Source organism: Gemmatimonadota bacterium, assembly GCA_009692115.1.
Taxonomy (GTDB): domain Bacteria; phylum Gemmatimonadota; class Gemmatimonadetes; order Gemmatimonadales; family GWC2-71-9; genus SHZU01.
The window spans coordinates 29,984-52,591 of sequence record SHZU01000013.1; the positions used below are offsets into that span (position 1 = coordinate 29,984).

23 protein-coding genes are annotated in these 22,608 nt (G+C 65.5%); 10 read left to right on the plus strand and 13 right to left on the minus strand.

Annotation, left to right across the window (positions count from 1 at the left end; all coding sequences use genetic code 11):
• Positions 1 to 10: 10 nt before the first annotated feature.
• The 3 genes from argC to argG are packed head-to-tail and all read right to left on the minus strand — an operon-like array spanning position 11 to position 3,328.
• Positions 11 to 1,039: an N-acetyl-gamma-glutamyl-phosphate reductase gene (argC, locus tag EXR94_13530; GenBank protein ID MSR03736.1), complete on the minus strand. Its 1,029-nt coding sequence runs from the start codon at positions 1,037 to 1,039 to the stop codon at positions 11 to 13.
• Entirely contained in the window at positions 1,039 to 2,133 is a 1,095-nt protein-coding gene (locus EXR94_13535) for a hypothetical protein (GenBank protein ID MSR03737.1), read from the minus strand. The genes argC and EXR94_13535 overlap by 1 nt, the downstream gene beginning before the upstream one ends.
• 1 nt (position 2,134) lies before the next feature.
• The gene (argG, locus tag EXR94_13540; protein ID MSR03738.1) at positions 2,135 to 3,328 is read right to left on the minus strand and encodes an argininosuccinate synthase; all 1,194 of its coding nucleotides are present in this window, start codon (positions 3,326 to 3,328) and stop codon (positions 2,135 to 2,137) included.
• Positions 3,329 to 3,468: 140 nt separating this feature from the next.
• On the opposite strand from argG, the gene EXR94_13545 reads away from it, so the two are divergent.
• Together EXR94_13545 and EXR94_13550 are read left to right on the plus strand one after the other, a co-directional pair.
• Positions 3,469 to 3,933, plus strand: a complete 465-nt coding sequence (locus tag EXR94_13545; protein ID MSR03739.1) for a nuclear transport factor 2 family protein — start codon at positions 3,469 to 3,471, stop codon at positions 3,931 to 3,933.
• Positions 3,934 to 3,945: 12 nt separating this feature from the next.
• A complete protein-coding gene (locus EXR94_13550) occupies positions 3,946 to 4,527 on the plus strand; it encodes an N-acetyltransferase (GenBank protein MSR03740.1) in 582 nt (193 codons plus the stop codon).
• Here the strand turns inward: EXR94_13550 and EXR94_13555 are convergent.
• On the minus strand, positions 4,494 to 5,108 hold the full coding sequence (locus tag EXR94_13555) for a nitroreductase family protein (GenBank protein MSR03741.1): 615 nt from the start codon (positions 5,106 to 5,108) through the stop codon (positions 4,494 to 4,496). The two genes, EXR94_13550 and EXR94_13555, sit on opposite strands and share 34 nt — an antisense overlap.
• Positions 5,109 to 5,388: 280 nt before the next feature.
• Here EXR94_13555 and EXR94_13560 point away from each other — a divergent pair, with 280 nt between their 5' ends.
• Positions 5,389 to 6,945 carry an OmpA family protein gene (locus EXR94_13560; protein MSR03742.1) on the plus strand — a complete coding sequence of 519 codons (1,557 nt, stop codon included), beginning with the start codon at positions 5,389 to 5,391 and terminating at the stop codon, positions 6,943 to 6,945.
• A gap of 59 nt (positions 6,946 to 7,004) precedes the next feature.
• Here EXR94_13560 and EXR94_13565 read toward each other — a convergent pair whose 3' ends face one another.
• Positions 7,005 to 8,381, minus strand: coding sequence for a hypothetical protein (locus EXR94_13565; protein ID MSR03743.1), 1,377 nt, complete (start codon positions 8,379 to 8,381; stop codon positions 7,005 to 7,007).
• Positions 7,973 to 9,040, minus strand: coding sequence for an AI-2E family transporter (locus EXR94_13570; GenBank protein ID MSR03744.1), 1,068 nt, complete (start codon positions 9,038 to 9,040; stop codon positions 7,973 to 7,975). Before EXR94_13570 ends, EXR94_13565 begins: the two co-directional genes overlap by 409 nt.
• A gap of 83 nt (positions 9,041 to 9,123) precedes the next feature.
• Here EXR94_13570 and EXR94_13575 point away from each other — a divergent pair, with 83 nt between their 5' ends.
• Entirely contained in the window at positions 9,124 to 9,672 is a 549-nt protein-coding gene (locus tag EXR94_13575; protein ID MSR03745.1) for a PAS domain-containing protein, read from the plus strand.
• Here EXR94_13575 and EXR94_13580 read toward each other — a convergent pair.
• Entirely contained in the window at positions 9,606 to 10,346 is a 741-nt protein-coding gene (locus EXR94_13580) for an arylesterase (GenBank protein MSR03746.1), read from the minus strand. The two genes, EXR94_13575 and EXR94_13580, sit on opposite strands and share 67 nt — an antisense overlap.
• Here EXR94_13580 and EXR94_13585 point away from each other — a divergent pair.
• The 6 genes from EXR94_13585 to EXR94_13610 are packed head-to-tail and all read left to right on the plus strand — an operon-like array spanning position 10,294 to position 16,012.
• Entirely contained in the window at positions 10,294 to 11,025 is a 732-nt protein-coding gene (locus tag EXR94_13585) for an ABC transporter ATP-binding protein (GenBank protein MSR03747.1), read from the plus strand. The two genes, EXR94_13580 and EXR94_13585, sit on opposite strands and share 53 nt — an antisense overlap.
• The gene (locus tag EXR94_13590; protein ID MSR03748.1) at positions 11,022 to 13,622 is read left to right on the plus strand and encodes an FtsX-like permease family protein; all 2,601 of its coding nucleotides are present in this window, start codon (positions 11,022 to 11,024) and stop codon (positions 13,620 to 13,622) included. Before EXR94_13585 ends, EXR94_13590 begins: the two co-directional genes overlap by 4 nt.
• A gap of 9 nt (positions 13,623 to 13,631) precedes the next feature.
• The gene (locus EXR94_13595; GenBank protein ID MSR03749.1) at positions 13,632 to 14,546 is read left to right on the plus strand and encodes an enoyl-[acyl-carrier-protein] reductase; all 915 of its coding nucleotides are present in this window, start codon (positions 13,632 to 13,634) and stop codon (positions 14,544 to 14,546) included.
• A gap of 20 nt (positions 14,547 to 14,566) precedes the next feature.
• Positions 14,567 to 14,929: a DUF423 domain-containing protein gene (locus tag EXR94_13600; protein MSR03750.1), complete on the plus strand. Its 363-nt coding sequence runs from the start codon at positions 14,567 to 14,569 to the stop codon at positions 14,927 to 14,929.
• Positions 14,719 to 15,573, plus strand: a complete 855-nt coding sequence (locus EXR94_13605) for a YkgJ family cysteine cluster protein (GenBank protein ID MSR03751.1) — start codon at positions 14,719 to 14,721, stop codon at positions 15,571 to 15,573. The genes EXR94_13600 and EXR94_13605 overlap by 211 nt, the downstream gene beginning before the upstream one ends.
• Positions 15,398 to 16,012, plus strand: a complete 615-nt coding sequence (locus EXR94_13610; GenBank protein ID MSR03752.1) for a hypothetical protein — start codon at positions 15,398 to 15,400, stop codon at positions 16,010 to 16,012. The genes EXR94_13605 and EXR94_13610 overlap by 176 nt, the downstream gene beginning before the upstream one ends.
• On the opposite strand, the gene EXR94_13615 is transcribed toward EXR94_13610, so the two are convergent.
• The 6 genes from EXR94_13615 to coxB all read right to left on the minus strand — a co-directional run bounded on the left by EXR94_13615 (position 15,974) and on the right by coxB (position 22,597).
• Positions 15,974 to 16,954: a glycerophosphodiester phosphodiesterase gene (locus EXR94_13615; protein ID MSR03753.1), complete on the minus strand. Its 981-nt coding sequence runs from the start codon at positions 16,952 to 16,954 to the stop codon at positions 15,974 to 15,976. The genes EXR94_13610 and EXR94_13615 overlap by 39 nt on opposite strands.
• A 55-nt stretch (positions 16,955 to 17,009) precedes the next feature.
• Entirely contained in the window at positions 17,010 to 18,419 is a 1,410-nt protein-coding gene (locus tag EXR94_13620; GenBank protein ID MSR03754.1) for a M20/M25/M40 family metallo-hydrolase, read from the minus strand.
• A gap of 99 nt (positions 18,420 to 18,518) precedes the next feature.
• Positions 18,519 to 18,872: a cytochrome C oxidase subunit IV gene (locus EXR94_13625; protein MSR03755.1), complete on the minus strand. Its 354-nt coding sequence runs from the start codon at positions 18,870 to 18,872 to the stop codon at positions 18,519 to 18,521.
• 15 nt (positions 18,873 to 18,887) lie between these two features.
• Positions 18,888 to 19,562, minus strand: a complete 675-nt coding sequence (locus EXR94_13630) for a cytochrome oxidase subunit III (protein MSR03756.1) — start codon at positions 19,560 to 19,562, stop codon at positions 18,888 to 18,890.
• Between the two features lie 6 nt (positions 19,563 to 19,568).
• Positions 19,569 to 21,440 (minus strand): cytochrome c oxidase subunit I, encoded by a 1,872-nt coding sequence (gene ctaD / locus EXR94_13635; protein MSR03757.1) that lies wholly within the window; start codon positions 21,438 to 21,440, stop codon positions 19,569 to 19,571.
• A 17-nt stretch (positions 21,441 to 21,457) separates the two neighbouring features.
• On the minus strand, positions 21,458 to 22,597 hold the full coding sequence (gene coxB / locus EXR94_13640) for a cytochrome c oxidase subunit II (protein MSR03758.1): 1,140 nt from the start codon (positions 22,595 to 22,597) through the stop codon (positions 21,458 to 21,460).
• Positions 22,598 to 22,608 lie beyond the last annotated feature (11 nt).

Sequence of the window (22,608 nt, forward strand, 5' to 3'; positions counted from 1 at the left end):
GTGGTGTGCATTAGATCGGAAACGGGGAGGCCACCCGGAGTCCGGCAATTTCCGGGAGGCCGAGCGCCAAGTTCATGGCCTGGACGGCCTGGCCGCCGGCACCCTTCACCAAGTTGTCGATCGCCACGGAGACGGCCACTTCGCGGCCATCGGCGGTGGCGGTGATGTGAATCAGCGCATCGTTGGTGCCCACCACATGGGTAAGCTCCGGCGGCCGGTCGATCATCCGCACGAACGGCCGGCCCTGGAAAGCGGTCTTCGCGCTCGCGAGCACCGCCGCACCCGCGGGCTCCCGCAAGTGGGCGTGGATGGTGGCGTAGATACCCCGGACAAACGGGCCGGAGTGCGACATCAGCCGCGGCGTGGCCCCGCTCCGACCGGTCCAGGCTCGCCATTGTTCGGCCATCTCCGCTTCGTGCCGGTGGCCCAGCATCGAATAGGCGAACACGTTGTGAGCCCGGGCCGGATGATGGGTCGTTGGCTTCGGGTGGACGCCCGCGCCGCTCGAGCCGGTAATGGCATAGATCGCCGGCTCGCAGGACAGCGGCGCCGCGCGGAGCAGATAGAGCGCCAGTTGGGAGGCCGTGGCAAAACAGCCCGGCGCCGCAATGGCCGTAGCCCCCTTGAGATCGGTGCCGCGGACGTCCGCCAGTCCGTATTGGAACCGAGCGACCAATCCGGGCGCCGGATGGGCCCCGTAATAGGCCTGGTAGAGCCGCCCGTCTTGGATCCGGAAATCGGCGGCCAAGTCGACGATCAACCCGGCGCCCTGATCCGCGATCTCGGCCATCAGCTTCGAGGACTCGCCGTGTTCGAGCGCCAGGAACACCACGTCCATGCCCCGGGCTGCCTCCGCCGGAGCGGCTCCAGAGAACCGGGCCTCGGCCAGATGGGCCAGCCCCGGGTGGGTATCGCCTAACGGCCGGCCGGCCTGGCTCCGGCTGGTGGCCACGACCTCGGAGACGTCCGGGTGCTGGAACAGGAGACGGAGCAGCTCGCCGCCGGCGTAGCCGGCCGCTCCGATGACCGCGACCCGCATCAACCGGCCGCCACGGGGCCTGCCGCGGCCATGGCCGAGCGGACCAAGGGTTCGATCCGATCAACCAGCCCGCCGGCATCCCGGAGCGCATTGTGGGAGGGCAAACCGAGCGTGCCCTCAATGAAGTCGCGACCGACCTGATTGTCGGTGGCGGGGCCGGTGAACACCGCAATCGGGAGCTTGAAGCGGTCGCGGAACAGTTCCACCGCGCCCCAGCATGCCACCGGGTCCGGGGCCGCCATCACGTGGGCGGCGGCCACGGCCATCAACTGAGCATCGAGCAGAATGTCCTGGACCCCGTATTCGCCGAGGATACCGTCGCCCAACTCCGCCACGATTACATCCGGCGATCCGGCTTGCCGGCTGCCGAGCCGGTTGAGGAGACCCTTGGCCACCCCAACGGTTTGGCCTGGATGGGTGCTCGCGATCCCGGCATCGTTGAACGTCAGGGCCGCGATGGCCCCCGCGTCGAGCATCGAGAGCGTGTCACGCATCAAGGACACACCGGTGAGCTTGGCCGCGCCCACCTTGAGCCCCCGGCGTGACAAGCCCCGGACCAACTCAGTGGCCGCGACGGTCTTGCCGGCGTTCATACAGGTGCCCGCCACGAATACGATCGGTGTGTCCGACAGAAGAGAGTCGGCGGTCGGAATCGCGCCGTCTCGAATCGTCGCCGGCCGGCCGATCCGGTCGCCCAGTTCCGGGAAGGCCAGCACGGCGCCGAGCACTTCCGCCTTGAACGGCTGCCCGATGTCGGGATTGACCGAGGTGCACCGGCCGAGAATGCCGCCCAGGTTGAGCACGTCGATCGTGTCACCGACCGCCACGGACGCGGGAACCTCCCCGGCATAGCCACGGAGCGCCCGGCGGGAGCCTAACGTGCCGGCCAGGACATCGCCGGCCCGGAGCGCCATCATCCGCCCGCTCGGGTCTTCGACCGTGTTGTAGCTCGACTTGTCGGTCAGGATCCGGACCGCCAGGATCCGCCCTTCCTCGGCCACGATCTCGTCGCCGAGAATCACGTCGGGCGTGAGCCGGGCGTTTTTGGTCGAGGAGGCAATCCGGTCGAGCCGGACCCGCGTGGTCCGGACCACGTCAGCCGCCTTTCGCGGCAACCTTGGCCGCGAGCAATGAGGGGATGGCGCCGATCCGGGCAAAGGCCCGGGCTTCGTCGCCGGTCCAGAGCCGGTTTTCCTCGCCGTAGGTGGCGACCGAGCGGTCCATCAGGGAGAACGGACTTCGGGTCCCGGTCACCATGAACCGGCCGGGCGCCAGCCGAACCCGGGTGTCGCCGGTGACCCGCTGCTGCGAGCTGGTGATCAGCGCTTCGATGTCCCGGAGTGCCGGATCAAAGTAGAGACCCTCGTGGAGCCGGTCGCCGTAGAACCGGGCCAGGTGGTCCTTCCAGTAGCTCTGCCACTTGGTGAGGACCAGCTTCTCCAGGTCGCGGTGCGCGGTGATCAGGATGATGGCGGCGCCGGCTTCGAAGCCGATCCGGCCCTTGATGCCGAGTGCCGTTTCGCCGACATGGATGTTGTGGCCGATCCCGAACGATTCGGCGGCCCGGCTCATCGCGGCAATCAGATCGGGTGGCGAGAGCTTGGTGCCGTCGAGGCTGACCGGAAGACCCTGTTCCCAGCCGATCACGACGTCTCGCGGCGCCGGCGCGTCGGCGGGCGGATCGAGCAGCTCGGCCGGCGGGGCGGCCCAGGTGTCGTGGGTCCAGCCGCCACCCCAGGTGGTGCCCCAGAGGCCTTTGTTGATGCTGAAAGCTCCGGCCTTGGGTGGTACCGGGAGTTTCCGGGCTTCGAGGTATGCGATGGCGGCATCGCGCGAGAGGCTCTCGTCGCGGATCGGGGTGACGATGGCCAATTCCGGCGCCAGCACCCGGAGCGCGATGTCGAACCGGACCTGATCGTTGCCGGCGCCGGTGGAACCGTGGGCCACCGACCCCGCGCCGATCCGGCGGGCCACTTCGACCACCGACAGGGCCTGTTGGGTCCGTTCGGCGGCCACGCTCAACGGGTAGACCTCGCCCCGGAGCACGTTGCCCTGGATCAGGTAGCGGACAAACCGTTCGAACACGGCCTGGCGGGCGTCGACTTCGTGGTGCTCAACGGCGCCGACGGCCATGGCTTGGCGGCGGATCTGGGCCAGTTCTTCCGGGCCGGCGCCGCCGGTATTGACGTAGACGGTGTGGACGACGAAGCCCTGGTCGGCGAGGCGCGGGACGCAGTAGCTGGTGTCGAGGCCGCCGGAAAAGGCGAGCGCGAGAGTCTTGTTATGCATAATGCATAAACATGCAACACCGGGGTCCCGACCGCAAGGGCTCCCGGCCGCCAACTTGTCCCCCGGGAACGAAACGGTACATTGGGTCCGGACGCAACGATCTGACCCGGTTCGGACTCCTCAGGTACCCCGGAGAGAGTATGAAGCACGCGGCATGGCTCGCCCGGTCCCTCGCCCCAGTCTCACTGTCGTTAGCTCAAACCAGATCCACCCCGGACTTCACCGCCAAGTTCCGCCAAGTCGTCGAGGCCCTCCAGACGCGCGACACCGTAACCCTCAGTGGGATTTACGCCAACGGCTATACCTTCGCCATCGGCGGGGGCGACTCGGTCACCACGCTTAGCCGAGCCGAGCGACTGCAGTCGATCGCCGCCAGCAACGACAGCATCTCGACCCTGAACCTCGAACGGTGCGACTTCGACCGCTTCGGTGCCACCGCCGTCGGACCCTGTTGGATCCGCCAGCCGAACATCGAAGGCCGCCACAGCGAGTGGGTCGGGATCTACACGACCGTCATCTTCAATCGCACGCCAGCGGGACGGTGGCAGCTGGTGGCCAGCCACGCCAGAGTCAATCGCCCCAAACGGCGCACGGTCTCACCGTAGGCCTACCCAACGATGGCATTCGACTCCACCCGCGGCGTCCCGACCCTGGCCACTGGCCGGCTCCGGCTCAGGCCACTGACCGAAGCCGACACCGACGCCATCTTTTCCTTGTTCTCCGATCCACTGGTAACCAGGTACCTGAGCCGCGCCCCGATGAGCACCCCCGCCGACGCTTTGGCCGCCATCGAACGCGCCGCCAAGGAATTTGCCGCAGGCACGGCACTCCGGGTGGGGCTGGTGCGGCCCGAAGACGATCAGGTCATCGGCACCGGAAACCTGTTGCACTTCGATTGGCCGTGCCGGCGGGCGGAAGTCGGCTATGCCCTGGCCCGGCCGTTTTGGGGCCAGGGCCTGGCCTCCGAGGCCACGGCCGCCCTGGTCGAGTATGGATTCGAGACCCTCGACCTCCACCGGCTCGAAGCGGAGCTCGACCCCAGGAACGAGGCCTCGACTCGGGTCCTCGAACGCCAGGGGTTCATCCGAGAAGGCCTGCTCCGGGAGCGCTGGATCGTGGGTGACGAGATCTCAGACTCGCTCCTGATGGGGCTCCTCCGGAGCGACTACCGAAACCGGGCGATCCGGTCCACCGCGTGACGATGGTGCGGAAACCCCGGCTCGTCTCCCAACCCCATCGCGATCACCGCTGGGATGGTGACGTGGTCCGGCAGCCCGAGAATCGACTTGACCTCCTCCGGTTTGAAGCCCAACATCGAGGAGGTCCGGTAGCCCATCGATTCCGCCGCCAGCAGCAGGTAGCCTAACGCGATGTAGGCAATGCCGTGGGCAAACCGCTGCCGTTCCTCGACCGACTGCCGGTCCCACTCCCTGGTGACCCCGGCCAGCGCCTTGACCCGGGCCTCCCCGGTGATGCCCGGATGGACGATGTCGGAGGATGTCGCCAGGACATCCTCCATGTCGGCATAGAGCACGATCAGACAATGGGTCGAGAGCACTTGGCGCTGGTTGAGTACCGCCGGTTCGAGCTGCTGCCTGAGCGCCGGATCTCGGACGACCACGAACCGCCACGGCTGAATGTTGTTCGGTGAGGGCGCCAGGCTCACCTGGCGGAGGATTTCGCGGACGTCCTCCTCCGGCACGGGCTGCTGGACGTACTTCCGGATGGCGCGCCGGGACTCGGCGGCTTCCCGGACGGTTAATGGATGGGGCGTCGACATGGCAAAGCATCTTTCGGTGAGTCGGTACAACGACGGAGCACTTCAGGAAGTTCCTACGGCAGGACCTCGATCTCGACCGCATCCCGGACCCGGCCTTGAACGGCTTCGATCCGGTGGCGGCCAACCACGAGCGGCCATCGCGCGGAGGGAAAGCATGCTCATAAACTAGCCCAGACCGGCCAGGGCTACCATCGTCCGTCAAATCCATCTATCTTGTGGCACTGCAACTACTTACGAAAAGCGATGAGCGACGAAAACCCTTGGAAGGAGTAAACTCCAGATGCGAAGCAGCTTCCTAGTGGTGGGAGCCTTGGCGTTCATTGCTCTCCCGGCCGTAGCGCAGGAGAAGGGCACGATCGAAATCGGCGGCTTCGGTCGGTACACCAAGTACGACGGCAGCTTCAGCACGTCAAACAAGAGCCAGAATAGTTTCGGTGCGGGTGGCCGTCTCGGGTACTTCCTCTCGCCGAAATTCTCGCTCGAGGCGGACGCGTCGTTCAACGCCACCGATCTCAAGAATTACTTCACCGGGCAAGCCAGTTCGCCGATCCGGCACTCGCCGATCCATCTCCGGGGCCTCTATCACGCTCCGTTAGGCACCAAGGCGAGCCTCCTGCTCGGTGCCGGCCCGATGGTCAACTACTACGGGAAATCCAACAACGCCGCCGTCAAGACGATTTTCGGTAACGATTTCGGGGTCGGCGGGTTGGTGGGTCTTCGCTACAAGGTCAACAGCTGGCTCTCCCTCCGCGGCGACGGCACGCTCGACTTCACGCCGAGCCCCCGCAACGGAGGCACCGAGGTCCAGGCGCTCGGACCGGTGGCGTCGGTCGGCGATCCGTCGAGCAACACCCACTTGGCGGCGCAACTCGGGCTCTCGATCTTCCAGAATTCGAAGTGCACCAAGCGGCTCGAAGGGATTGACCTGACGCGGAACACGGCCAGCGTGCAAACCGGCCAGTCGGTCGCCTTCAACGTCTCCGGCCGGCTCTGCGACGGGTCCTCCACCACGCCGCAAGTGACCTACGCGGTCATGCCGGGCGGCACGATCGGTCCGAACGGCGTGTTCAGCTCGAACACCGCCGGCACCTACCGGGTCGTCGCGACGACGTTGAACGGCAAGTACGCCGACACCTCGACCGTCACGGTCACCCCCCCGCCCCCGCCCGCGCGGTTGTCGCGGATCGAGATCAGCCCGAAGACCTCGAACCTCAAACTGGGCGAATCGGCAACCTACGCGATTACCGGCTACTGGACCGATGGAAACAGCCGGGCCATGCGCGCCGACGAGTGCACCGTGGCCGCCGAAGGCAGCCCGAGCGCCCAGGCGTGGACCTACAGTTGGAGCCGGAGCGGCGATTACGGTGTGACGGCCACCTGCTCCGGTTCCTCGGATCGGGCCGCGGCCACCGTCAGCGGGCTCTCGGTCATGCTCCGGGCCATGTTCGGCACCAACCAGTACAACGAGGCCGCCGGCGTCGATCGGATGTCGCTCGATCAGGTGGCTGAGAACATGAAGACCGACCAGACGATCCGGGTCTACATCGACGGGCACACCGACTGGCGGAACAGCGTCAAGTACAATGCCTGGCTGTCCCAGAAGCGGGGCGAGTTCATCCAGCGCGAGTTGGTGAAGCGCGGCATCGACAAGGGCCGGACCACGGTTCGCGCCTTCAGCGAGTGCAAGCCGAGCGCCGACAACACCACCGACGACGACATGACGCAGAACCGCCGGGTCGAACTCAACCAGATCGAGACGGCGGCGCCGGAACCCGCCGCCACCTGCGCGGAGACCGGCCCGAACGGTACCAGCAAGATCGGTCGCCCCGGCGAGTAGTTCGCCGGCAGGGCACGAAGTAGAAAGGCCGTCCTCACCCCGAGGACGGCCTTTCTTTTTCACTCCGCTCGCCGGGGAACCGGAAACTCGCCGGTTTCCAGGGTACCAACCTCCTCCTCGATCGGATCGGGTTCGTGGTGAACCGGAACCCGAATCAGGACGACGCCGACCAGGCTGATGACCGCCCCGAGCAGCATCCGCCCGGTGAGGGCCTCATTGGCCAAACTCCACCCGAGGAAGACGGCCACCAGCGGGTTCACATACGCGGAGGTGCCCACCATTTGTGGGGTCGTTACCCGGAGCAGATAGGCAAACGCCGTAAAACCGATGATGCTGCCGAAGATGACCAGGTAGGCAAAAGCCGCCCACGAGCCTGGTGAGACCTGACTGACCGAGAACCCCCGGGTTTCACCGGCCACCAACGCCACCACCACGAGTTGGGCGCCGCCGACCAGCATCTTCATGCCGGTGGCCATGGCGGGGCTGGCCGGTAGGTGGTGCCGATGGGCGAAGACCGACCCCACCGCCCAGGCCACCGAAGCGCCTAACAGCGCAATGATTCCCCCGAGCGAGACGACCCCGCTGGTGGTGCCGACATCGGGCGCGGCCAACAGGACCAGGCCGATCACCCCGAACCCGATCCCGGCCAAGACCCGAGTCGGCGGGCGGCGCCAGCGATCGAGGGCGCTCTCCAAAATGACCGTCCAGATCGGCGACGTCGATGCCAACAACGCGGTTCGTCCCGACGGCACGTGCTGCTCGGCCCAGACGACCAACCCGTTGCCCAACACGAAGAACAGGGTCCCGAGAATCGAGGCGGTTCGCCAGGAAACCAGGTCGGGCAGCGCCTCGCCTTGCCACCGGGCCCAGGCCACCAGGATCGTCCCGGCCAGCAGAAACCGGGCAGCCGCCAGCAAAAATGGCGGCATGGTGTGGATCGCGATCTGAATCCCGAGATAGGTCGAGCCCCAGACGAGATAGATCGCCGCGAACGCCCAGAATACGAGGGTTCGGTTGGCGGTTGCCTTCACGGCGAAGGTGGCGGCGGCGACACGGTCGGCAGCGGAGCAGTCGCGACTTCGTCGGTGAACCCGCTGGCGCTGCCCGTCTTGACGAATTCCTCCCGGTACATCCCCAAGATTTCGAAGAAGTACGACAGCGCGAGCGGACCGACCAAGAGGCCCAGGAGGCCGAAGTAACTCACGCCCGCCACGGCCCCGACCAGCGTAATGAGGGGATGGACCTGAGCAAACCGATTGAAGACGAGCGGCCGGAAGATGTAGTCGATTACCCCAGTCGTCGCGATGCTCCAGGCCGCCAGGAAGCCGGCGGCACCAAACCGGCCGTCGAACAGCAGGACGGCTACCCCGGGGCCCCAGATCATCCCGCTCCCGACCACCGGAAGAATGGCGAACACCACCGTCACCACGCCCCAAAACAACGGGTCGGGCAACCCCGTGAACGCGAAGCCGAGCGCCGCCGCGATCCCCTGAGCCCCGGCCGTCACCCCGGTGCCGATCACCGTCGAGACCGCCACCGCCCGGAACCGCTCCCGAAGGCGGTCCGTGTTGACCGGGGAGAATGGGATATACGGCCGGACCGCATGCCAGACGACGTTCGGTTGGAGGAGCAGGTAGAACAACCCGAACAACGCCAGCAGGATGTTAAGTGCCAACCGGGTCATCGTGCCCAACAGCGAAAAGGCGTTACTCCCGAGCCAACCGACTACGGTCTGGCCCAGCCGGACCAACTCGGCGCCGACATCGAACGGCCCAAGCTGGAGCAGCCGGATTCGATCCAGGAGGGGGCCGGCCATCACTTTGCCGGCCATCCCTTGAGCTTGGCCGAGAATCAGGCTGAGGAGCGAAACCCCCGGGATGACGATCAGGAGGATGGTGAGCAAAATCACCAGGCCCGCCGACTTGGCCGGACTGAGCCACTTCGTCAGCCGGGTATGAACCGGCTCGAGAATGACGTACAGCACCGGCACGGCGATCAACCCGGTGGCGTAGGGCGCCAGGGCAAGGGCCAAGCCCACGGTTAGCAACCCGAGGACCAGGGCGGCCCGCTGGTGCCGGGAATCGAAAAAGTTCATCACGAGAAGAGTAGGGAGAGCCAGAGACGCTGGTCAACCGGTGGAGGCACCTCTATCCCTATCCCTATCGTGAAACCGAGCCCATGAGCGCCGAGGCGGATTTCCCATCCCAGTTGGCCGCCCCGCATGCGACGGAACCCCTCCTCGTCATCGACCGAGACCGGGTTCGCTTCGCCAATCAGGCCTTTGCCAACCTGGTCGGCGTCCCGCTCTTGGACCTCGACGGGAAGGGTATCGACCAGCTGGTCACGATCCTCGACGAACCGCTGGTGGTCGAACGACTTCGGAATGCGGTCCGGCAGGACCAACCGTTCCGCGGTGAAGCCACCTGTCACACCGCGAGCGGCGGGTTCGACACCGCTCTCGTCGCTCCAGGTGCTGGTCTTGGATGCCTTCAACAACCCAGTGGGCGACGAAACCGTCATCTGGGCGGCACGGGATGGCGGCTCGGTTGGAGGGATCCCGGGGACGGATTCATCCGGCTTGGCCTCCACGACCATCCGCCGGGCCCCGACCCCGGGACCGCAGCGATTTCAGGCGACGACTCCACTCGGTACTGTCACCTTCATCGTGACGGCGCGGTAAGCAGCGGGCGGATCGTCTTCCAGACGGTGGCCGCGACCAACTCCTGACCCCTCTGCGTTGGGTGAATTCCGTCGGCCTGGTTCAAAGAATCAACCCCGGCCACCCCCTCGAGCAGAAACGGAATGAAGCTCGCCCCGTTGGCCTGGGCCAACTCGGGGAACAGGGTCCGGAACTTGGTGATGTAGGCCTGCCCCAGGTTCGGCATGGCCTCCATGCCCGTCAGCACCAACTTGGGCGCCGGTTCGAGGGCCCGAACCCGATCGAAGATCGCTTGGATATTGGCCCGGGTGCTGTCAGGGTTCTGCCCCCGCAGCCCGTCATTGGCCCCGGTTTCCACCATGACCACAGCGATGTTGCCCCGATCCAGAACCCAGCCCATCCGCCGAAGCGCCCCAGCCGAGGTCTCGCCGCTGACCCCTGCATTGACGGTGCGGTAGCCCAAGCCCAGGGAGTCGATCTTTCGCTGAATCAGGGCCGGATAGGCGAGCTTCGGGTCCGGCAACCCATAGCCGGCCGTCAGACTGGTCCCGACGAACACAACGAGCGGCGTGGAGTCTTCCGGGATCCCAGCCATGGTCGGCGGTTCCCGAACCGACTCGGCCGCCGGGGGCTCTGGCGGAGGAGGATTCCGCCCCGAGTCACCGCAGCCCCCAAGCAGGCCGGCGGCAATGAAACCGAGGGCGGATCTCACTATTATTGAGCCACGTATGAGCTTATCCATAGAACCAATGCTCAAGTGCCAGGGACTCACCCAGACCTACGTGTCGGGGGGTCGGTCCCTTACGGTCCTGAACAATATCACGTTCGCCCTCGAGCGCGGGGGCTTCCTCGCCATCGTCGGCCCCTCGGGAAGCGGCAAGACCACCCTGCTCGGCCTCCTGGCCGGGTTGGACCGCCCCAGTTCGGGAACCATCGAGCTCGACGGGCACGACCTCGGGGGCATGACGGAGGACCAACGGGCCATTCTCCGGTCCCAGAAGGTGGGCTTCGTGTTTCAGCAATTCCACCTGATTTCGACCCTGACCGCCCGGGAAAACGTCCAGGTCCCGCTCGAGCTCCGGGATGAACCGGCCGAAGAACGGGCCCAGGACCTGCTCAGCCGGGTGGGGCTCGGCGATCGGGGCCATCACTACCCGGCCCAACTCTCGGGCGGAGAACAGCAACGGGTGGCATTGGCCAGGGCGTTTGCCTCCCGGCCCCAGATCCTCTTTGCCGACGAACCGACCGGTAACCTCGACGCCAAGAACGGGTCCAGCATCATCGACTTGATGATGGGCCTCAACCGCGAGTTGGGGACCACCCTTGTTCTCGTGACTCACGACCGCGAACTGGCCTCGAAGGCCCATCGGATGATCCGGCTTGCCGACGGGAACGTGGTCGAAGACGTGACCATTCCATGAACCTCAAGTTCGTCTTCAAATTGGCGTGGCGGGAAACCCGGGCGTCACGTCGGCGCTTGAGTCTCCTGGTGGGTTCGGTGGCGGCCGGCGTCGCGGCCTTGGTGGCCATCAACGGGTTCACCGACAATCTCCGCACCTCGGTCAGTGCCCAGGCCAAAACCCTGCTCGGCGCGGATGTCGCGATTTCGGGCCGCAAAGCCTTTCCCGATCAGATCGAGCGGCTCGTCGATACCCTGATCAAGGGTGACTCGGCCACTGGCACCCGGGGGGCCGCCGCTCGGGTCACCAGTTTTGCCGGAATGGCCTACGTGGCCCGGACCGCCGGGGTTCGCCTGGTCCAAGTCCGGGCCCTCGAGCCCGGCTATCCGTACTACGGCGATATCGTGACCTCGCCCGCGGGGCGCTGGGGCTCGGTCGCGGTCGGCGGACGCGCCGTGGTCGATCCATCCCTGCTTACCGCCCTCAGGGCCGTGGTCGGCGACACCCTGACGCTCGGCCAAGCCCGGTTCGTCATCGACGCCACAGTCAGCAACATCCCGGGCGACATCGGGGTGGCCACCTCGATCGGCCCTCGGGTCTTCATTGCCGCCGCCGATCTTCCGGCCACCAACCTGCTGCAGTTCGGATCGCGGGCGGAGTACGAGGTGTTCGTCAAGCTCCCCGATCCAACCAAGGCCCAGACCATTGCCGACCAACGGCGCTTGCCGCTCCGGGAAATTCGCTACCGGATCCGGACGGTGGAGGACGATCGCGAGAACCTCACCGACTCGCTGACCCGGCTCGGCAACTACCTCGGGCTGGTGGCCCTGGTGGCGCTGTTGCTCGGCGGCCTCGGCGTGGCCAGCGCCACCCATTTGTTCATCCGGAAGAAACTCGACACGATCGCGGTCCTTCGGTGCCTGGGCGCCACGTCGGCCCAGGTGTTCCTGGCGTACCTGGTCCAGGCACTCGCCATGGGAGCGTTAGGCAGCCTGGTTGGGGCGGCGCTCGGGGTCAGCATTCAGCAGCTGCTGCCTTTCTTGGTGAAGGATTTCCTGCCGGTCGATGTCAAGGTCGCCATGGCACCCCAATCCCTGATCGTCGGGATCGGGCTCGGACTCTGGGTGGCCCTCGTCTTTGCCTTGCTGCCGCTGCTTGGGGTCCGCCGGGTCTCGCCGCTCGTGACCTTGAGGAGTGCCTACGAACCGGCCCCGGGCCGGGCCGACCCGTTGGCCTGGGCCGCATTCGGGCTCCTGGCATTGAGCGTCATCGGACTCTCGGCGGTTCAGGTCCAAAATCTCCGCGACGGGGCGATCTTCGCCGGCGGTGTCGGCGTGGTGGTGTTGGTCCTCTGGCTCGCCGCGCTCGGGCTGATCGCGGCCCTGCGGCGATGGTTTCCGCGGCGGTTGCCCTATCTGTACCGACAAGGATTGGCCAACCTCTACCGGCCGTCCAACCAAACCGCCACGGTCGTGCTGGCCCTCGGTTTCGGGGCGTTTCTGTTGGCCACGCTGTTCCTGGTCCAGCACAATCTGCTCCGGGAATTCCAGGTCGGTGGCGACACCAGCGCCGCCGGGCGCCCGAACCTGATGTTTTTCGATATCCAGCGCGACCAGGCGGCGGGCGTCGACTCCGTTCTCACAGCGGCCGGTCATCCCGGGAGCGCCCCGGTGCCGATCGTGCCGATGCGAGTCGCCTCGCTCAAGGGCGTACCGGTACCGGTGGTTCCCGACAGCGTACCCCGCGACACCACCGAGGCCGAGGAAGAAGCGCCCCGCCAGCGCCGGCCGGGCGGGTGGGCCGTCCGCCGCGAGTATCGCTCGACCTACCGCGATTCGATCACCGACAGCGAAAAGCTGGTGGCCGGCACCTGGTGGTCGGGTCCTCGCGGCGACGGACCCGCCCGGATTTCGGTGGATGCCGACCTGGCCCGCGACCTCGGCGTGACGATTGGGGACGAGATCGTCTGGGACGTCCAGGGCGTGCAGGTACCCAGCAAAGTCGTCAACCTGCGCCAGATCGACTGGGGGCGATTCCAAACCAACTTCTTCATCGTCTTCGAATCCGGAGTCCTCGAACAAGCGCCCCAGATGCTGGTGACCTTGACCCGGGTCGACAGCGCCGCCGTCCGCGGCCAAGTGCAACGCCAGATTGCCGAGCAATTCCCCAACGTGGCGGCCATCGATCTCTCCCAGATCCAAGAAGCGATCGAAGGGGTCCTGGCCAAGGCCGCCCTCGCCGTCCGGTTTCTGGCCCTGTTCAGCGTGGCGGCCGGCACCATCGTGCTGATCGGAGCGGTCACGACGGCCCGGCTCCAGCGGCTTCGCGAAGGCGTCTTGCTCAAGACCCTGGGCGCCACTCGCCGCCAAGTTCTCCGGATCTTGGTGGCGGAATACGTCGCGCTCGGCCTGCTGGCCGCGACCGTAGCCATCGTACTGTCGGCCGTGGCAGGATGGGCCTTGGCCAAATGGGTCTTCGAGGCCCGCTATGACCTGCCGTTGGGTTCGCTGACCGGCTTGACCGCTCTGCTCGTCCTCCTCACGTTGCTGGTTGGATTGTGGAGCAGCGCCGAGGTTCTCAAGCGACCGCCGCTGGCGGTGCTCCGCTCCGACACTTAGGAGATGACCATGCTCGCCATTGATCTTCGCGGCAAACGCGCCTTCGTCGCTGGAGTGGCCGATGACGGGGGCTTTGGATTTGCCATCGCCAAGGCGCTGGTGGAAGCCGGGGCCACGGTGTGCGTCGGAACCTGGCCGCCCGCCATGGGCATTTTCGAGAAGATGCTCGACCGCGGCAAGATGGATGACTCGATGACCCTCGCCGCCGGGACCAAGTTGGTTTTCGAACGGATCTATCCCCTCGACGCGGCCTTTGACGTCCTGGAAGACGCGCCGGCCGAAGTCCGGGAGAACAAGCGATACAAGGAGCGGGGCGATTTCTCGATTCGGGGCCTCACGGATCGGCTCGCGGCGGATTTCGGACCCTCGTGCCTCGACATCGTGGTCCATAGCTTGGCCAACGGACCGGAAGTGAAGTCGCCCCTGCTGGACACCAGCCGCCAGGGCTACCTGGCCGCCATCAGCGTCAGCGCCTACAGCAACATCTCCCTGGTCCGCCATCTGGCGCCCCTGATGCGGCCGAATGGGTCGTTTCTCTCGCTCACCTACATGGCGAGCGAGCGGGTCATCCCGGGCTATGGCGGCGGCATGTCGTCGGCCAAGGCGGCCCTCGAGTCCGACACCCGGACGTTGGCATTCGAAGCCGGCCGGCGGTTCGGGGTCCGGGTCAATACGATTTCGGCCGGACCCTATGCTTCCCGAGCGGCCAGCGCCATCGGGTTGATCGACCGGATGATCAGCTACACCAAACAGCACAGCCCGCTGACCCGGGAGTTCGAGGCCACCGATGTCGGGAACGCCGCGGCGTTCCTGGCCAGTCCGTTGGCCGCCGGGATCACCGGTACGGTCATGTACGTCGACAACGGGTACCATGCCATGGGCATGGGGGTCGAGGTGCCGACGCCGCCGGCGGCGACCGAGTGAACGCCCGAACGGTCCTGGCGATGGCCGGGCTGGCCGGCGCGTTAGGCGTCGGGCTCGGCGCCTTCGGGGCCCACCTGCTGGCGGCCCGTCTCGCCCCCGCCGATCTCGCCATCTTCGAAACCGCCGCCCGCTATCAGATGTTCCACGCCGTGGCGCTGCTCGGGCTCGCGGCGTGGATCGAGCGGCACCCGGCGCCCCGTCTCAGCTGGGCGGCGCGAGCGTTTGGATCGGGGATTTTGGTCTTTTCCGGAAGCCTCTACGCGCTGGTCCTGACCGGCCATCGGTGGCTCGGTGCCGTCACGCCGGTCGGCGGGGTCGCCCTGATCGCCGGGTGGATCCTGGTCATGGCCGAAGGGGCCTCCACCATGGATCGCACCGGGTGACCACACCGCGGTACCTCCCGCTCCTCAACCAGCTCGATCGGTGGCAGGCCGGCGCCGCGGCCCGCCATCCCGGGGTGATTCCCTGCCGGTCGGGGTGCACGGCCTGTTGCCTGGGGCCCTTTGACATCTCGGTAGCCGATGCGGCACTGGTCGCCCTGGCCGTGAGCCGGCTTGATTCGACGGTGAGGGCCGGCGTCCTGGCCCGGGCCGAGGCCCAAGTCGCCCTGATGAACCGACTCGAACCGTCGTGGGGCCGGCCATACGACGTCGCCGCCATCGGAGAGGCACGATTCGACCAACTGACCGACGCCCTCGCGACGGAACCCTGCCCCGCCCTCGACGACCAGGGTGCTTGTACGATTTACGAGCACCGGCCTTTCGTCTGTCGGGTCATGGGTCTCGGCATGGTCATCGAGTCCGGCGATGTGATCGAAAACGGATGCCCGATCCAGGACCAATTCCCCACCTATGCCGCCCTCCCCGCCGAGCCGTTCCGATTGGAAGCGTTCGAGACCGGCGAGGACGAGGCCAAGGGCGCGGCGGCAGGGTCGTTGTTTGGCGACGAATCCCGGGGCAACTACGAAACCACCATTGCCGCGGCCATCACGACCTGGCGCGATTCGGCGCCGGCTGACAGCTTGTAGGCATGAACGCGCTCAAGGATTTGATCCACGGAACCGGGTCGCACGTCGACCCAATCGCGGCCGTCGAGGACCTGACCTGGGAACTCGCGGGGCGACGGGTGCTCCATTTGCCCCATACCATCTGGCAGCAGGGCGGCCACCTCAACTACTGGATCGATTTCGGTCTGAAGGCGATCGAAGGGGCCCGGCCGAACCCCCCGAAGACGACGTGGTGTGGCGCCATGAATTGGCCCTGCTCCGGACCAACCTCGATCAGATGACGACCCTGGCCGATGCCCGGGCTTCGACCCTGAGCCGAATCGTGAGCCCCAAGGCGGGTAGCACGGTCGAGTCAGTGCTCTGGCAGTTGATGACACATAACAGCTATCACCGCGGTCAGATCATCCAACTCCGATACGCGTTAGGGCAGTGGCCGAGGACGGCCGCCGGCCCGGGCTGAGACGACCCGCCTGGCAATATCGGGAAAGTCGGTGAAGAAGCCGTCCACCCCGAGTTCCACCATTCGCCGGACTTCCGCTTCCGGATCCCCGTCATAGCCTTTCGGCAGGAAGGACGAATCGGCCCGGAGCGTCCAGACATGGACGAAGAGCCCCGCCGCGTGGGCATCCGCCACCAACGACGTGGGCAGGCCGAGGCGGCCATCCGGCTCGATCGGCTGGATCAAATCTTTCGAGGGGCCGATCCCGTCGGCAAACGTCGCGATCTCCCGGAGGCCGGCCGGCGTAGTCAGCGGTCCGGCCGCCTCGATCAAGAGAACCAGTCGAAGTTTGGTGTGCCCACGGGCGGCGCGCAGGTTGCCTGACTCGAACGACTGAACGAAAACCGGATCGGAGGGACCCCGATATCCGTGCCGCGCCAAGACCGACAGCAAGGAGTCCGTGATCGGAAGACCGAGTGACCCATGATAGGTCGGATGCTTGGTTTCGGGATAGACGCCGATCCGCCGGCCGAGCCGCCGCTCTTCCTGGCGGACCAACCCAAGAATTTCCTCGAACGTCGGCACGTCGAACTGGCCGTCGAACCGGTGGGACCGAAACGCCAGGCGCTCCCGGGCGCGGAGCGTTTTGATCTCGGCCAGCGTGAAATCTTCGACGAACCAGCCGGTCGTCGACTGGCCGTCGATCACCTTGGTGCGTTGACGGTCGGGGAACTTCCGCGCGGCGTCGGTGGTGGCGCCGAGCTCATTTTCGTGGCGCGCCACCAGGATCCGGTCCCGAGTCATGACCAGGTCCGGTTCGATCACGTCGGCGCCCTGCGCAATCGCCAGACGATATGATTCGAGCGTGTGCTCCGGCCGGTAGCCGCTGGCCCCCCGGTGGCCGATGATCAACGGCGGCCCGGCCTGACTCATCACCAATGCCAACAAACCAATGACTTCCATCGGAACCTCCCGGACGAATCTTGGCGGGCAGTCGTCACGATCGGGTCACCAGGCCTCAGCTGACGCCGGGCGCGGTAATACTCTTGACCAGCCGGAACATGAACTCGAGACCCTGGTAGAACGCTTCGGCCGAAATCTTTTCATTCATCCCGTGGGCGTTGGGGTCGGTGTAGAACAAGCCGGAAACCCCATAGGTCGGGATGCCGGAATTCCTTAGGTACACACCGTCGGTGGCCCCGGTGCTCATCGTCGGAATGATCGGCACCCCGGGCCACAACTGACCCGACACCCGCTCGATCTGTCCCATGAGATCCGCCGTCAGCGGGGAGGGAGGCGTGTTGCGGGCGGTGCCCTGCTCGGTGATGGTGACCTTGGGGTTGGCAACGACTCGTTCGAGGGTTCGCTGGACGTCCTCCGGAGACTCGTCAGGCAGGACCCGGCAATTGACGTGGGCCCGGGCCCGCTGCGGCAGCGCATTCCGCGCATGGCCGCCCTCGAGCATCGTCGCGACACAGGTGGTTCTAAGCTGGGAGTTGTACCGCGGATCTTCGGACAAGACGCGGGCGGCCTCCGCATCGGCTGGATTGTTGGCGATCGCCGTCATGGCGGCCGACACCCGGCCCTGGGTCACGGCCGCGGACCGGGCAAAGTAAGCCTTGGTGATTTCGTTGAGACGGACCGGGAAGTCGAAGCCGCCGAGCTTGACGAGGGCGTCGGCCAAGTGGGTGATGGCGTTGTCCTTGACCGGAACGGAGCTGTGACCGCCCGAGTTGGTGCTTTCGAGGACGAAACTCGCCACCTTCTTTTCGCTGGCCTGCACGTCGTTGGAGAGCTTGACGCCGTCGCGAACCCGGCCCCCGCCGCCCTCATTGAAGGCGAACTCGGCATCGATCAGGGCCCGCCGGTTCTGGAGCAGCCACTCGACGCCGTTGGCAGGGCCGCCTTCCTCATCGGCCGTGAGGGCCACGATGATGTCCCGGTCGGGCACGAAGCCCTCCGCCTTCATCCGCATGATCAGGGCGAGATGGATGGCGGCTTCGTCCTTGTTGTCCGCCACGCCGCGCCCGTAAAAGACGCCATCCTTCTCAGTGAAGGTGTACGGCGGGAGGGTCCAGTCTTCCGGCTTCGCCTCGACGACATCGATGTGGGACAGCAACAGAATCGGCTTCTTCCCGGTGGGCCGGCCACGGAGCCGCGCCACGAGATTGCCCTTCCGGGTCACATGCTCCACGACCACGACATCCGAATCCGGAAAGCCGGCAGCCTTGAGCCGGGCGGCCATCGCGTGGGCCGCCTTGGCGGTACTCCCGACACTCTCCGACGTATTGATCTCGACCAACTCCCGCAACAGATCACGAGCGGTTTGTTCAAAGCGACCCAGTGGCTTGGGCGCTTGGGCTGATCCGGATCGCGAGGCCACCAGGGCCAGGATCAGGATCAGCACGAAGGGACTCCGGGTCGTCATAGGGGCTCCAGGCTTCTCGGGTTCGGTCGGGGGCAGGGCAAACGACAATGCGGCGGGACACCGGGGCGGGCCTTGCACCCGCCCCCACGGTCAGGTGGACTAGAAGGACGCCTTGAGCCAAAGGATCTCGAGTACAATCAACCCCATGATAACCGCCGCCGCCAGGATGATCGGCCAGACGAAGAGGTTGGTGAACAACTTCGAGTCCTGTTTCAAGTGCATGTAGAACATGGCCACCAGCGCGAACTTGGCCGCCGACAGAATCAGCAGGATCGGCACGACCAGCGGCTCGACCAGCGCATGCAGGGGCCAGGTTGGCCGACGGCCTACTTCGTACGCCAGAACCTCGAGGGCGGTGAGGACAAAGAGCACCACCGCCACCTTGAGGTACAACGCCGGGGTCGGATGAGAGTGATCCCCGGCAGCGTGTCCCTCTGTTGCATGAGCGTGCATTCGATGGTATCCCGGTTAGCGCATCAGGTAGACGACGGGGAAGATCACGATCCAGACCACGTCGACGAAGTGCCAGTAGAGCGCGGCCATCTCCAGATTGAGCGACTTCTCGGGCGGCACCTTGCCGCGAACCGCCAGGATCAACATGGTCGTGAGCCAAATGCCGCCAAGGGTCACGTGGGCGCCATGAAATCCGGTCAGCGTGTAGAAGGTCGAGCCGAACAGATTGGTACTGTACCCGAGTCCCTTGTGGTAGAAATGATTGAACTCGTAGACCTGCATCCCGATGAAGAACAAGCCGCAGATCACCGTGGCCGTGAGCCAGGTCAGCAGCGCTTTCCGGTCGCCCCGCTGGGCACCGTTCAGCGCCAGCACGACGAAGAAGGAACTGAACAGGAGGACCGCGGTGCCGAAGGTCACCAAAGGAATCGAGAAGATCGGGTCGCAGGCCTGCATCTTCCCGTGCAGCATGCACTGCGACTCCTCATGCGGAAGCGGCCCGACCAGGCTCTTCCCGCGGTACACGAGGTAGGTCGAGATCAGGGAAGCGAAGAACAGGCATTCGGAGCCGATGAAGGCCCAAATCGCCACCTTCCGGCTGTTGAGGCCGGTTGCGGTCCAGTGGTGCTCGTCGATTTCGCCAGGGGCGGGGGCAGTAGCAGCGTGAGCCACGGTATCTAGTCTCCGAATTCCTGGTTAGTGCCCGGTCGGCTCGAAAGCCCACTTGAACGCGCCGACGAACAGCAGCAGCGCGCTCGCGATCGTGGCCATCCACCAATGCGGCCACAGTCGGACGAATAGCAAACTCCCGAGCACCAAATTGACCCCGATCGCAGTAACCAACGGCCAGTACGAAGGATTCGGCATCGGGATGTCGGCGCCGCTGACCAGGGCCGGCTCCGGCAAATGCCCGCCAGCCGCCCGGCGAGCATCCCACTGGGGCATCGAGCTGCCGACCACCGGGAGCTTCGGGAAGTTGAATTCCTGCGGCGGCGACGGAATCGACCACTCGAGGGTGGCGCCGTGCCACGGATCGGCCGGGGCGTTGGCCGGCCCCATCCACGTCTTGATGATATTGACGATGAACACCAGGAACGCCGCCGCGATCAAGAAGGCACCCACCGTCTCGATCTGGTTCCAAAACTCGAAATTGAGGCCCTCGGGATAGGTGTACACCCGGCGAGGCATCCCGTTGAGGCCAAGGATATGCATTGGGAAGAACGTGACGTTCATACCGACGAACATCAGCCAGAAGTGGACTTTGCCAAGCCCCTCATCGAGCAACCGGCCGAACATCTTCGGCCACCAATAGTAGGCGCCCGAGGTGAGCCCGAAGATCGATCCGCCGAACAAGACGTAGTGGAAGTGGGCCACGATGAAATAGGTGTCGGTCTGCTGAAGGTCGGCCGGCGGCGAGGCGTGCATCACGCCCGACAACCCGCCGATGATGAACAGCGCCACCATGGCGATCGAAAACATCATCGCCGAGGTGTACCGGAGCGACCCGCCCCACATGGTCCCGATCCAGTTGAAGATCTTGACCCCGGTCGGGATCGCGATCACCATCGTCGCGAGCGAAAAAAACGTGTCGGCAAACGGCCCCATGCCGGTCGCGAACATGTGATGGCTCCAGACCCCGAAGCCGACGAACCCGATGAAGATGCCCGAGAACACCATGGCGGTGTATCCGAACAGCGGCTTCCGGGAAAAAACCGGCAGCACCTCCGACGCAATCCCGAAGGCCGGCAAGATCAGGATGTACACTTCCGGGTGGCCGAAAATCCAGAACAAGTGCTGCCACATGATCGGATCGCCGCCGCCATCTGGCATGAAGAAGCTCGACCCGAAGTTCCGGTCCATCATCAGGTACACCAACGCCACCGTGATGACCGGGAAGGCGAGCAGCAACAGCACTTGGACGACGAAGCTCATCCAAACGAACATCGGCATCCGGAGCAGCTTCATGCCCGGCGCCCGGAGGTTGACGATCGTCACGAAGAAATTGAGGGCCGCGGCAATGGATGCGATGCCGAGGATTTGCAGGCCAATAACCCAGAAGTCGATGTTCATGCCCGGCGACGGCGCGGCGGCGGTGGCTTCCATGACCCGGCTGCTGGTCAGGTTGGCATAGCCGAACCACCCCCCATCGGGCGGCGCGCCCACCAGAAAGCTGACGTTGATGAAGATGCCGCCCAGCAGGAACACCCAGTAACTGAAGGCGTTGAGCCGCGGAAACGCCACGTCCCGGGCCCCAATCTGGATCGGGATGAAGTAGTTGAAGAAGGCGGCACTCAGCGGCATCACACCCAAGAAGATCATGGTGGTGCCGTGCATCGTGAAGAGCGCGTTGTAGGTATCCGGATCGACCAACTTGCCGTTCGGCCCCATCAACTGGAGCCGCAGGATCAGGGCTTCAACGCCGCCGAGGAGAAAGAAGATGAACGCGGTGGCGCCATAGAGAATGCCGATCCGCTTGTGGTCGACCGTCGTGATCCAGCTCCACAACCCGGTCTTGGGAAAATTGTGCGCCGTCGCGGGCGCGCGGTGCTCGAGTACCGAGGTAGCCATGGTCGTCGTTCCTCGCCTTACTTGTGCATGCGGAGATAGGCCACCAAGGCCGTAATCTCCGTTTCAGTCAACGGGCGCGGAAGAATCATGTGACTTCCCTGCTTCATGCCCTGGGGATCCCGAAGCCACCTCGCCAAGTTGGTCGGAGTGTTCTCGTACATGTTGGCGCCGATCGTGGTGCGGGCGCCAAGGTGGCTCAGATTCGGGCCCCGGAGCTTCAGCGCCCCGGCGAGCGGAGTCCCGACCATCGCGTGGCAGCTGATGCAACCTCCGGCAAGGAACGCCGCCTGACCCTTGGTGTGAATGGTGTCGGTCTTCCAGGCGCTGTCGAGCCCGGGATCGACCTTGGCCCCGTTCACCAGCGGCGACCCGACTCGGCTGGCGACAACCCATTGATCAAAATCCGCTTGGCTCTTGACGATGACCCGAAGGCCCATCCGGGCATGTTGAATCCCGCAGAGCTCGGCACACTGCCCCGTGTAGTCGCCGACCGTGTCGGCCGTAAACCAGAGCGGGTTGACCTTCTTGAACTTGGTCTTGGAGAAGATCGGGAAGACATCGCGCTTCGACGCCAACTGCGGCGACCAGAAGCTGTGGAGCACATCCGCGCTCCACATCCGAAGCCCCACCATCTTGCCCTGGGGCACCACCAACTCATTGGCGGTCACGACGCCGAGCTTCGGATACCGGTATTCCCACCACCACTGATGGCCGATGACCTCAACCTCAACCTCGGGGTTCGGGGCCGGCAATGAGGTCTTGAAGATGGTTCGAACGGTCGGAATCGCGATAAAGACCAGGATGATGGCGGGAATCACGGTCCAGGCAATCTCGATCGTGGTGTTACCGTGGCTCTGCTCCGGCTTCGGATCGTTCGGCTTGGCCCGGAACCGCCAGAGGGCATACACCAACGCGCCTTCCACCAGGACAAACACCGCGGCCGCCCACCAGAACGTGGTGCGGAACAGGCTGTCGATCATCCGGGTGATGTCGGATGCCGGAGCGAGAGTGGTCTGCGGGTAGTCCTTCGCGCAGGCCGCCACAAACACCAAAAGTCCGAGCCCGAGGGCCCGAGCCAGCCACGCGCGCCACGCGCGTACGGGGCGACTATCCATGCGGTTTGCGTCCAAATTGTGGGGACAGAGCCGAGCCTGCATCGACCGGATGA

Coding starts and splice junctions, on each gene's coding strand:
- ctaD (MSR03757.1), bottom strand. CDS start 21,440: ATGGCTACCTCGGTACTCGAGCACCGCGCGCCCGCGACGGCGCACAAT.
- EXR94_13575 (MSR03745.1), top strand. CDS start 9,124: ATGAGCGCCGAGGCGGATTTCCCATCCCAGTTGGCCGCCCCGCATGCG.
- EXR94_13590 (MSR03748.1), top strand. CDS start 11,022: ATGAACCTCAAGTTCGTCTTCAAATTGGCGTGGCGGGAAACCCGGGCG.
- EXR94_13600 (MSR03750.1), top strand. CDS start 14,567: ATGGCCGGGCTGGCCGGCGCGTTAGGCGTCGGGCTCGGCGCCTTCGGG.
- EXR94_13550 (MSR03740.1), top strand. CDS start 3,946: ATGGCATTCGACTCCACCCGCGGCGTCCCGACCCTGGCCACTGGCCGG.
- EXR94_13585 (MSR03747.1), top strand. CDS start 10,294: ATGAAACCGAGGGCGGATCTCACTATTATTGAGCCACGTATGAGCTTA.
- EXR94_13555 (MSR03741.1), bottom strand. CDS start 5,108: ATGTCGACGCCCCATCCATTAACCGTCCGGGAAGCCGCCGAGTCCCGG.
- EXR94_13560 (MSR03742.1), top strand. CDS start 5,389: ATGCGAAGCAGCTTCCTAGTGGTGGGAGCCTTGGCGTTCATTGCTCTC.
- argG (MSR03738.1), bottom strand. CDS start 3,328: ATGCATAACAAGACTCTCGCGCTCGCCTTTTCCGGCGGCCTCGACACC.
- EXR94_13615 (MSR03753.1), bottom strand. CDS start 16,954: ATGGAAGTCATTGGTTTGTTGGCATTGGTGATGAGTCAGGCCGGGCCG.
- EXR94_13610 (MSR03752.1), top strand. CDS start 15,398: ATGCCGCCCTCCCCGCCGAGCCGTTCCGATTGGAAGCGTTCGAGACCG.
- coxB (MSR03758.1), bottom strand. CDS start 22,597: ATGCAGGCTCGGCTCTGTCCCCACAATTTGGACGCAAACCGCATGGAT.
- EXR94_13625 (MSR03755.1), bottom strand. CDS start 18,872: ATGCACGCTCATGCAACAGAGGGACACGCTGCCGGGGATCACTCTCAT.
- EXR94_13580 (MSR03746.1), bottom strand. CDS start 10,346: ATGGATAAGCTCATACGTGGCTCAATAATAGTGAGATCCGCCCTCGGT.
- EXR94_13545 (MSR03739.1), top strand. CDS start 3,469: ATGAAGCACGCGGCATGGCTCGCCCGGTCCCTCGCCCCAGTCTCACTG.
- EXR94_13570 (MSR03744.1), bottom strand. CDS start 9,040: ATGAACTTTTTCGATTCCCGGCACCAGCGGGCCGCCCTGGTCCTCGGG.
- EXR94_13595 (MSR03749.1), top strand. CDS start 13,632: ATGCTCGCCATTGATCTTCGCGGCAAACGCGCCTTCGTCGCTGGAGTG.
- EXR94_13620 (MSR03754.1), bottom strand. CDS start 18,419: ATGACGACCCGGAGTCCCTTCGTGCTGATCCTGATCCTGGCCCTGGTG.
- argC (MSR03736.1), bottom strand. CDS start 1,039: ATGCGGGTCGCGGTCATCGGAGCGGCCGGCTACGCCGGCGGCGAGCTG.